The organism is Flavobacterium sp. LK-23 (assembly GCF_058135255.1).
In genome coordinates, this window is sequence record NZ_JBYUVT010000032.1 from 1 (window position 1) to 9,126 (window position 9,126).

Below are 9,126 nucleotides of genomic sequence, written 5' to 3' on the forward strand. Positions count from 1 at the left end.
TTGCCTCCAGATTTATCTGGAGGTTATAAATTTGCTCCTAAAGAGGGCTTTAGCCAAACAATCATAATCAAATGAAAAAAGAACTACATATTTTCTTCACCTGTTTAATGTTTTACACCAGAATTCCGTGTCCAAAAAACATTACACATCATCCAGATTATTTAAATAAAGCCACAAGATATTTCCCTTTTATTGGTTGGATTGTTGGGAGTATTTCCTTTCTGGCTTTTTATCTTTTTTCATTTTTTCTTTCAACGGAAATTGCTATTATATTGTCAATGATTACTTCTATTTTAACAACCGGAGCTTTTCACGAAGACGGATTTGCCGATGTCTGTGATGGTTTTGGCGGAGGCTGGACAAAAGAAAAAATCTTAATGATTATGAAAGACAGCGCTATTGGAGCTTACGGAGCAATCGGACTGGTTTTACTTTTTCTACTAAAATTCAAACTGCTTTCAGAATCGATATTACTTTTCACTAATAACATTTTACTAATTTTCCTTTTATTCATTTCTGCACATTCTTTAAGTCGTCTGGCAGCAATAAGCATTATTTTTACACACGAATATTCTCGTGATGATGCTTCTAGCAAAAGCAAACCAATTGCGAAACAATACACTTGGAAAGAAGTTTTTGGATCATTCTTTTTTGGATTAATTCCGCTGCTTGTATTTTCTTATTTTGATTTAAAATTTCTTCTGGCTATAATTCCCGTTTTTATAACTCGATATTTTTTAGCTCGATATTTTCAGAAATGGATTGACGGTTATACAGGAGATTGTCTTGGCGCTACACAACAGGTTTGCGAAGTGATATTTTATTTAAGCATTTTATTTTTATGGAAATTTATCTAGTTCGCCATACCGAAACCATCTGCGAAAAAGGAATCTGTTATGGACAATCAGATGTTGATATTGCAGTTCCATTTGATGAAATTTTCGGCAGAATTATTTCTGAACTTCCTTCGGAGGCAATTATCTTCTCGAGTCCGTTAAAACGCTGTGTTATTTTAGCAAAACACATTCAAGAAAATATTAAAAGTATTTCTTATCACGAAGACGAACGCTTAAAAGAAATGAATTTTGGCGATTGGGAATTGAAAAGCTGGAACGAAATTCCTTCTGAGGAACTCAACCCGTGGATGGAAGATTTTGTAAATATCAAAGTTTCAAACGGAGAATCTTTTGTTGAATTACATGAAAGAGTTGGTAATTTTTTATCTGATACCATTTCAAAAACAAACCAGCCAATTGTAATTGTTGCTCATGCCGGAATCATCAGAAGTATTTTATGCCATCAGAGTTCACTGCCATTAAAAGAAGCTTTCAATAATAAAGTTGATTTCGGAGAAGTTATAAAAATCGATTTTTAATGCAAATAATTTATAATTTTTCATGAAACATAAAACAAATTTGAATAATCAGTATTTTTAACTTTATCTTTGCAGCAAATTAAGGTTGTGTTTTTAATTCAAAAACACATTAAAAGGGAATCAAGTAATTTCTTGAGCTGTACCCGCAACTGTAAGCTAAGTTCACAAAAATGAATGCTTGCTGTAACTACATCACCACTGTCACGCCCCGCGTGATGGGAAGGTAAACAGCAAGACGCAAGCCAGGAGACCTGCCTTTGTAACAATTTATCGAGCTCTCGGGAAAAAGAGTGAAGGAATTATGACTTTAAAACGACTTCTTGCTTTTTGTTCATTTGTAATGTGCCAGATTCTTTCGGCGCAGAGTGATTCTATTACCAGCTTGAAAGAAGTATTGGTTTCAGACAAAAATTTAAAAAACTATTCGGTTTCACAATCTGTTTTAAAATTAAACGATTCTGTTATTGGCAAAAACGAAGCTCTTCTAACCGATTTATTAAACTTTAATTCTACGATTTACTTTAAAGAATACGGTCGCGGAATGTTATCTACCGTAGCTTTTAGAGGAACAACTTCTTCTCAGACCGCAGTAATATGGAACGGAATTAACATTAATTCCCAAATGAACGGAAGCACCGATTTTAATACCATTTCAGGTTCCGATTACAATTCGATAAGCGTAAAAGCGGGTGGCGGAAGCGTGATTTACGGAAGCGGTGCAGTTGGAGGAACAGTGCATTTAAACAACGATTTGTTGTTTTCTAATCGTTTTGAGAATAATTTAAGACTAGATTACGGTAGTTTTAATACGATTGGGATTAATTATAAAACTTCTATTTCAAACAAAAAATGGAGTGCCCAAATTGGATTATCAAAAAACAGCTCAACAAACGATTATAAATATCTGAATCAGTACAACTGGAAAGGCGAACAGCGCTGGAACCAAAATGGCCAATATGATATTATTACGGTAAGCGCCAATGCGGGTTATAAAATTAATGCCAAAAACATTCTAAAATTATATACCCAAACCTCAAATACAGATAGAAATACTTCTATAGTTTCCGAATCGGAAATGAAAAGTAAATATGTTAATGGGTTTAATAGAAACTTACTAGAATACGACGGTAACTTTGGGAAGTTTACTACCAACTTAAAAACTGCTTATATTTTCGAGAACTATCAATATTATGCCGATAATTCGAGTAATATTTATACTTACGGAAAAACAGAAAGCTTTATTACAAAAGTAGACTTAGGATATCAATTATTCAAATCATTGCAAGTAAACGGAATTTTGGACTATAATCGAACTAAAGGATATGGTTCTGGTTTTGGTGATAATGTGAGAGAAATAAGTTCTGCCGCTTTGCTTGTTAAACAAGACGCTTCAGTTAATTGGAAAAACGAATTTGGCATTCGAAAAGAATTCACAGACAACTACCAATCTCCTGTCCTATTTTCAGTTGGTTCTTCTTATCAGTTTGGGAAATTATATAATTTGAAATTAAATGCATCACGAAATTTCAGAATACCAACCTTCAATGATTTATACTGGGAAGAAGGCGGAAATCCAGACTTAAAACCTGAAAGCTCCTATCAAGCAGAAATAGGCAATGTTTTTACTTTTCAAAATTTTAATATAACGCAGACCTTTTATTACATGAAAATAAAAGATTTGTTGAGATGGGTTCCTGGAACAAATGGAATTTGGATGCCACAAAATACAGACAAAGTAAATAGCTATGGAGCAGAAACATTGTTGAGTTGGAAGAAAAGTTATGGCAAAAACAACCTGACAGCAAATGCAACTTATGCTTATACTGTATCAGAAAATGTTGAAACTAAAAAACAGTTGTTTTTTGTTCCTTTTAATAAAGTTACCGCTTCTGTTGCCTATTCAAAAAAAAACGTTTCTGCCTATTACCAATTTCTTTATAATGGCTTTGTCTATACGCAATCTGACAACGATCCTGATAAAATTGTTGATGCCTACAATGTATCAAATATTGGAATTGATTACGATTTTAAACTTTTGTCTTCTTTTAAAGTAGGATTTCAAGTTCTAAATCTTTGGAATACATTTTATCAAAGTTTAGAATATAGACCAATGCCAGGAAGGAATTTTAATTTGTACTTAAACCTTAAATTTTAATATAATGAAACTAACTAGATTATTTTTAGTAGCACTTAGCGTTTCGCTTTTTGTTTCTTGTTCTAATGACGATGACTCCAATGATCCAAAAGGAGTTTATGATGATGGAATTTTCATCTTAAATGAGGGAAATTTTACTGATGGAGGTTCTGTTTCTTTTGTTAGTGACGATTTAAATACTTTCACAAAAGATGTATACAGTACTGTAAATGGTTCTGATTTTGTTGGAAAATATCTTCAGAATATCTTTTTTGATGGAGATAAAGCATACATTATTGCTGGAGGTTCTAATGTTATAAATGTAGTAAATCGTTATACATTTAAACTTGAAGCAAAAATTGAGACTGGATTACTTACTCCTAGATACGGAGTTGTAAAAGACGGAAAAGCTTATGTAACTAATGCTAATACTTATGCATCGAACACAAACCCAGCTGGTAATACAGATGATTTTATTGCTGTTATCAATTTAGCTACAAACAAAGTAGAATCTACAATTGCTTTAAACGCAACGGCTAACCATATTGAAGTTTACAACAATAAGCTATATGTAACTGAACCTTACAATAACGATAAATTACTTGTAGTAAATCCAGCAACAAACAAGCTTGAAACTTCTTTAGCTATTGGTTTAGGAGCAGATACAATGGAAATTAAAGATGGTGTTTTATACACTATTAGAAGCTCATACGGAGAAAGAAGTGAAATTATAAAAGTAAAATTGTCTGACAATTCTATCAGCAAAATTACTTTTCCAGAAGCTCTTGATGGAGTTAGAAACCTAGACATTTACAACAATAAAATATACTATACTCTAGAAACTGCAGTTTACGCTATGGATTACACCGCAACATCAGCTTCTACAACTCCAATTTTCGAATACAGCTCAACTTCTGAGTACGGAAAAATGTATGGTTTTGCTGTAAAAGATGATAGAATCTTTATTGCAGATGGTGGTGATTTTGCTTCAAGCAGTAAAGCTTATATTTATAACTTAAGCGGAAGCTTATTAAAAGAATTAACTGTTGGTTTAGGTCCAAACGGATTCTACTTTAACGATTAATTTTACCTTTAGAATTAGTTTTTGTTTTTTTATGGAAAAGGCTTTCAGTGATGAAAGCCTTTTCTATTTATTAAACGATTTTTTAAAAACTCTTTGGAGCATTTTGAAAATACATTCCGTGTCTTAATCCATTTATAATTTTTGAATCTGTCAAATAAGGATGTTCTGGTTCAGAATCATTTGGCACTCTTCTGGCAGAAACACCTGTAATTTTTGAAATAGCCAAATTAAGCAAAGGTTCAGACGTTTCACCTAAAACCCCATACGTATCCAAATATTCTCTTTGTACATAAGTAGGTTGCAAACCTTGAGTATAATCTCCAAAACCTGCAGAATTTGAAATTTTAAATACTAAAGGTTGCATTGCATATTTATGATTTGGATTAATTCCTTTTTTAGTAAATAAAGTTTCTGAATCATAAATCGTATACGATCCCACATTTTTACCCGTCGTAGTTTCTCCAATCTGAACGACATTAATATAAGGCGTTAATCCGTTAACAACCAATTCGCTGGCAGATGCCGTACTAGCCGTTGTAATTATATAAACTGTAGTTAGGTTTAAGCTATTTAGCGCTTTTCCTTCAATATTATTTACAAATCTGTAATTCAAACTTTCTAAATCCTCAGCAGTCATATCTTTCATCCACTTTGTATTAAACTGCGTTTTAGCAAAAATCTGATTGTCAAACTGTCCTGTAATCATACTAGAAAGTCTAATGGAAGATGTAACAGATCCTCCTCCATTATATCGAAGATCTAAAACCAGGTCTGTTATTCCTTGCGATTTGAATTCGCCAAAGGCCTGATTTAATTTATCGTCATATCCAGGATAAAAACCATTATACATTAAATAACCTATTTTATGGCTTCCAGAAGGAATCACTTTACTGATTAAAATAGGATTCTCTTCTAAAACAGTTTTCGTCAAGTCAACCGATTTTCCATTCAAAACATAACTGCTTCCATTATAATCTGCCAAGTTTAGCGTATAACTATCCTTATTCAATAATAATTCTTGATAATTCGAAACCGTAAGTTTCACACCATTTACACTCGTAAATAAATCACCACGCTTAATTGCTTTAGTAGAAGCATCAGAATTTGGAATAATATATCGTACAAAACCTACTACATCATTCGATCCTGAAGATACGCGGCTCAATCTAAAATCGACACCATTATTTTTTGTAACACCGCTTAACTCCTGTTCTAAAACAGTGTAATCTTCAACAATCCAACTGAAACGGTCAATGGCATCGCCGTTTGGATATTTGCTCACTGGCTTGTTCAATAAATCTTCAAACAAATCCTCTGGATGAGAATATCCTCTTAAAAACTGATTAAAATTGGGTTGCAAATTACGTCCATCTGCTAGATTGGGCACATCGGCCTGCCATAAGTAGACCTCATTTAATCCTCTCCAAATAAAATTATTAATCTGCAAGTCTGCTGGAGCTGCAACATCATCCTGATCTTCACATGACTGTAAAGAAAATGCGAATAAAAAGAGAAGAAGAATACTCTTTAAATTTGTTTTCATATCGTGTAGGTTATCTATATTCTGAATAAACGTAAAAGTAGTATCTTTAGTTTTAGCTTTATCCTTAAAGCAGTATTTTTTTTACATAAAAAAATATTTTCTTTTTTGTTGTAACAAATATAATTGTGCCTCGTCTTGAATATATAAGCTAACGATTAACCATCAGATTAATGAACCAAGTTGTATTTATAGAATTAATAAATCCTTTTAAAGACAAAGTTTTTCGTCTGGCAAAAAGATTGCTTACTAGCACCGAAGAAGCAGAAGATGCAACTCAGGAAGTAATGGTGAAATTATGGAACAAAAAAGACAATCTGCAAAGCTATAATAGCGTAGAAGCACTAGCGATGACTATGACCAAAAATTATTGTCTCGATCAGCTAAAATCTAAAAGAGCTAGCAATCTGCAAATTGTTCACAACAACTTTACCGATCGGCAGCCGCAATTGGATAAAAAACTGGAAGATCAAGACAGTTTAGAATGGGTTGAAAAAATTATAAATGAGATGCCCGAACAAATGCAATTATTAATTCAGCTACGAGATGTGGAGCAATATGAATTTGAAGAAATAGCCAAAATCGTAAATATGAACGAAACAGCAATACGAGTGGCACTTTCTAGAGCGAGAAAAAAAATTAGAGAATCAATGACAAATACACACCTTTATGGAACTAAATAAAATAGAAGATATATTAGAAAAATACTTTCAGGGAGAAACTTCTATTGCTGAGGAAAATCAATTAAAAGAATATTTCTCTTCACCAAATGTTGCGCAGCATTTGGAGCAATACAAACCTATGTTTGGCTATTTCTCTCAAGCAAAAGAACAGAAATCAACGTATGAAATTCCACTACAATCTAAAAAACGTAACGTAGCGTGGTTATCGATTGCGGCATCAGCTGTTGTTTTGCTGGGAATTGGAACCTATTATTTTGCGAGCGAACAAAAAAACACTACTGCAGTAGCTTCGAAAACAGAATTAGGAACCTACGATGATCCCGAAGAAGCGCTTAAAGCAACACAAAAAGCTTTGGCATTATTATCAAACAATGTTAATGTAGGTATTGAAAGTGTACATTATATTAGCGAGTATGAACAATCAAAAAACAAAATTTTTAAACAGTAATTAAACACAAAAATAGTCATGAAATCAACGATTCACGAATACCAAAAAAGCAATAAACTAAGTATGAGTAAAAATTTCATTATAACTTTAGTATTCGCATTAGTAAGCACAACATTCTACGCCCAAGGCGCTTTTGACAAATTTGATGGTCAGGATGAAGTAACCTCAGTAATTGTAAACAAAAAAATGTTTGATTTAATGAGCAAAGTAAAAGTTGACGCTTCTGATAAAGAGACACAGCAGTATATTGCTCTAATAAAAAAACTGGATTACTTAAAAGTGTTTACCACTAAAAATCCAAAAATCGAAGCAGACATGAAAGCTACTGCCGACAAATATGTAAAAACTGCCGGACTAGAAGAATTAATGCGTGTAAATGATGGTGGAAAAAATGTTAGAATAATGGTAAAATCTGGCGCTACAGATACTCAAATAAGAGAATTATTAATGTATGTGGATGGTGCAAAAAACGATGAAACTGTTTTACTATCTTTAACTGGTAATTTTGATCTAAACGAAATCTCAGTATTAACAGATAAAATGCAACTTCCTGGCGGTACAGACTTAAAAAAAGCTTCTAAAGGTAAAAAATAACAATGAGAACAAATATTTTCATCTTAGCACTTACAGCTATTCTAACTTTAGGAAGCTGTAATTCTGAACCAACATTGCAAAAGTATTTTGTTGAAAATTCGGAGAAAAAAGATTTCATAGCATTAGATGTTTCACCAAACATCCTGAATGTGGATAAAACAAAATTATCTGCAGAGCAAAGCGAAGCTTTAAATTCGTTTGACAAAATGAATATTCTAGCTTTCAAAGCTGATCAAAACAATCAGGCACAGTTTGAGACAGAAAGAAACAAGGTAAAAGCCATATTAAAAGATCCGAAATATCAAGAGTTAATGAAAATTGGTTCTGGTAAAGACGGTGCTTCTGTTAGCTATGTTGGAAGTGATGATAATATTAAAGAGTTTATCATTTTTGCCAATAGAAAAGAAAATGGGTTTGCTGTAGTTAGGGTTTTAGGCGAAAACATGAATCCAAACAACATTATGACTTTAATGTCTGTTTTACAGAAATCTAAAATAGATATGGAGCAGTTAAAACCTTTAGAACAATTGCTTAAAAAATAATACAATCTTACTTTTTAAATTAAGAAAGCTCCAATATATTGGAGCTTTTTTTATAACATCTACTAAGATTATACTTATTAATTTATTTGCATTTTCATTTTGCCATTAATCAAATTTAATTACATTTACGAACTGAGATTATAAAAAAAACAAATCTCAAAAATCTAATTTAACCAGAATTAATATGATACAAAAAACTTCAAATGCCTTTATTGCGGCATCTTGGGTAGCTCTTGGAGCTGGAACTGTCGGTTTTATCGTTGGACTAGCAAGAGCTGAAATGTTATTAAATGAAAAAGGATACTATTTTACCGTTCTAATGTTCGGTCTTTTTGCCGTAGTTTCTTTGCAAAAAAGCGTTAGAGACAGACTTGAAAAACTTCCTGTAACAGATATTTATTACGGAATTTGCTGGTTCGGAACATTGCTTTCAATCGTTCTTTTGATTGTCGGATTATGGAATGCAACAATTCTTCCTAGCGAAAAAGGTTTCTATGCTTTTGCTTTTTTGTTGGCATTGTTCGGTGCTATTTCAGTTCAAAAAAACACTAGAGATAATATGAGCTTTAATCAGGTTGAGTAAAGTTTAATCAATAAAAAAACAGTACTAAGCTTCATTTAAAAAAATGAGGCTTTTTTTTATGCAAAATGTCCCGTCCTGAAATAGCGATACATAAAAAAAATCGTTATGGAAGAAAGCTCAAATTATGTGAAGCGAACTCAAAA

Annotated in this window: 10 protein-coding genes and 1 riboswitch; of the genes, 9 read left to right on the plus strand and 1 reads right to left on the minus strand. The window is 32.4% G+C overall.

The annotated features are described in order from the left end of the window. The first annotated feature begins 71 nt into the window (after nt 1–71). The 4 genes from AC3Y25_RS24135 (at nt 72) to AC3Y25_RS24150 (ending at nt 4,593) form a co-directional block, all read left to right on the plus strand. Nucleotides 72–857, plus strand: a complete 786-nt coding sequence (locus AC3Y25_RS24135) for an adenosylcobinamide-GDP ribazoletransferase (RefSeq protein ID WP_489904508.1) — start codon at nt 72–74, stop codon at nt 855–857. Further along, on the plus strand, nt 842–1,375 hold the full coding sequence (gene cobC / locus AC3Y25_RS24140) for an alpha-ribazole phosphatase (RefSeq protein WP_489904509.1): 534 nt from the start codon (nt 842–844) through the stop codon (nt 1,373–1,375). Before AC3Y25_RS24135 ends, cobC begins: the two co-directional genes overlap by 16 nt. 65 nt (nt 1,376–1,440) lie before the next feature. Continuing rightward, a riboswitch (cobalamin riboswitch) is annotated at nt 1,441–1,648 on the plus strand. A 28-nt stretch (nt 1,649–1,676) separates the two neighbouring features. Next, nucleotides 1,677–3,530 carry a TonB-dependent receptor plug domain-containing protein gene (locus AC3Y25_RS24145; RefSeq protein WP_489904510.1) on the plus strand — a complete coding sequence of 618 codons (1,854 nt, stop codon included), beginning with the start codon at nt 1,677–1,679 and terminating at the stop codon, nt 3,528–3,530. 4 nt (nt 3,531–3,534) lie between these two features. Continuing rightward, nucleotides 3,535–4,593: a DUF5074 domain-containing protein gene (locus AC3Y25_RS24150; protein WP_489904511.1), complete on the plus strand. Its 1,059-nt coding sequence runs from the start codon at nt 3,535–3,537 to the stop codon at nt 4,591–4,593. 82 nt (nt 4,594–4,675) lie between these two features. On the opposite strand, the gene AC3Y25_RS24155 is transcribed toward AC3Y25_RS24150, so the two are convergent. After that, nucleotides 4,676–6,136, minus strand: coding sequence for a S41 family peptidase (locus AC3Y25_RS24155; protein WP_489904512.1), 1,461 nt, complete (start codon nt 6,134–6,136; stop codon nt 4,676–4,678). A gap of 170 nt (nt 6,137–6,306) precedes the next feature. Here AC3Y25_RS24155 and AC3Y25_RS24160 point away from each other — a divergent pair, with 170 nt between their 5' ends. The 5 genes from AC3Y25_RS24160 to yiaA all read left to right on the plus strand — a co-directional run bounded on the left by AC3Y25_RS24160 (nt 6,307) and on the right by yiaA (nt 8,983). Then, nucleotides 6,307–6,816 (plus strand): RNA polymerase sigma factor, encoded by a 510-nt coding sequence (locus tag AC3Y25_RS24160; protein ID WP_008464858.1) that lies wholly within the window; start codon nt 6,307–6,309, stop codon nt 6,814–6,816. Beyond that, complete coding sequence (locus AC3Y25_RS24165; RefSeq protein WP_489904513.1) at nt 6,803–7,264, plus strand: PG0215 family putative anti-sigma factor; 462 nt, start codon at nt 6,803–6,805, stop codon at nt 7,262–7,264. The genes AC3Y25_RS24160 and AC3Y25_RS24165 overlap by 14 nt, the downstream gene beginning before the upstream one ends. Nucleotides 7,265–7,282: 18 nt before the next feature. Continuing rightward, nucleotides 7,283–7,858 carry a DUF4252 domain-containing protein gene (locus AC3Y25_RS24170; RefSeq protein WP_250837240.1) on the plus strand — a complete coding sequence of 192 codons (576 nt, stop codon included), beginning with the start codon at nt 7,283–7,285 and terminating at the stop codon, nt 7,856–7,858. Between the two features lie 2 nt (nt 7,859–7,860). After that, entirely contained in the window at nt 7,861–8,400 is a 540-nt protein-coding gene (locus AC3Y25_RS24175) for a DUF4252 domain-containing protein (protein WP_489904514.1), read from the plus strand. 184 nt (nt 8,401–8,584) lie between these two features. Further along, nucleotides 8,585–8,983, plus strand: coding sequence for an inner membrane protein YiaA (gene yiaA / locus AC3Y25_RS24180; protein ID WP_427875065.1), 399 nt, complete (start codon nt 8,585–8,587; stop codon nt 8,981–8,983). Nucleotides 8,984–9,126: the final 143 nt, after the last annotated feature.

Coding starts and splice junctions, on each gene's coding strand:
- yiaA (WP_427875065.1), top strand. CDS start 8,585: ATGATACAAAAAACTTCAAATGCCTTTATTGCGGCATCTTGGGTAGCT.
- AC3Y25_RS24170 (WP_250837240.1), top strand. CDS start 7,283: ATGAAATCAACGATTCACGAATACCAAAAAAGCAATAAACTAAGTATG.
- cobC (WP_489904509.1), top strand. CDS start 842: ATGGAAATTTATCTAGTTCGCCATACCGAAACCATCTGCGAAAAAGGA.
- AC3Y25_RS24160 (WP_008464858.1), top strand. CDS start 6,307: ATGAACCAAGTTGTATTTATAGAATTAATAAATCCTTTTAAAGACAAA.
- AC3Y25_RS24175 (WP_489904514.1), top strand. CDS start 7,861: ATGAGAACAAATATTTTCATCTTAGCACTTACAGCTATTCTAACTTTA.
- AC3Y25_RS24165 (WP_489904513.1), top strand. CDS start 6,803: ATGGAACTAAATAAAATAGAAGATATATTAGAAAAATACTTTCAGGGA.
- AC3Y25_RS24145 (WP_489904510.1), top strand. CDS start 1,677: ATGACTTTAAAACGACTTCTTGCTTTTTGTTCATTTGTAATGTGCCAG.
- AC3Y25_RS24155 (WP_489904512.1), bottom strand. CDS start 6,136: ATGAAAACAAATTTAAAGAGTATTCTTCTTCTCTTTTTATTCGCATTT.
- AC3Y25_RS24150 (WP_489904511.1), top strand. CDS start 3,535: ATGAAACTAACTAGATTATTTTTAGTAGCACTTAGCGTTTCGCTTTTT.
- AC3Y25_RS24135 (WP_489904508.1), top strand. CDS start 72: ATGAAAAAAGAACTACATATTTTCTTCACCTGTTTAATGTTTTACACC.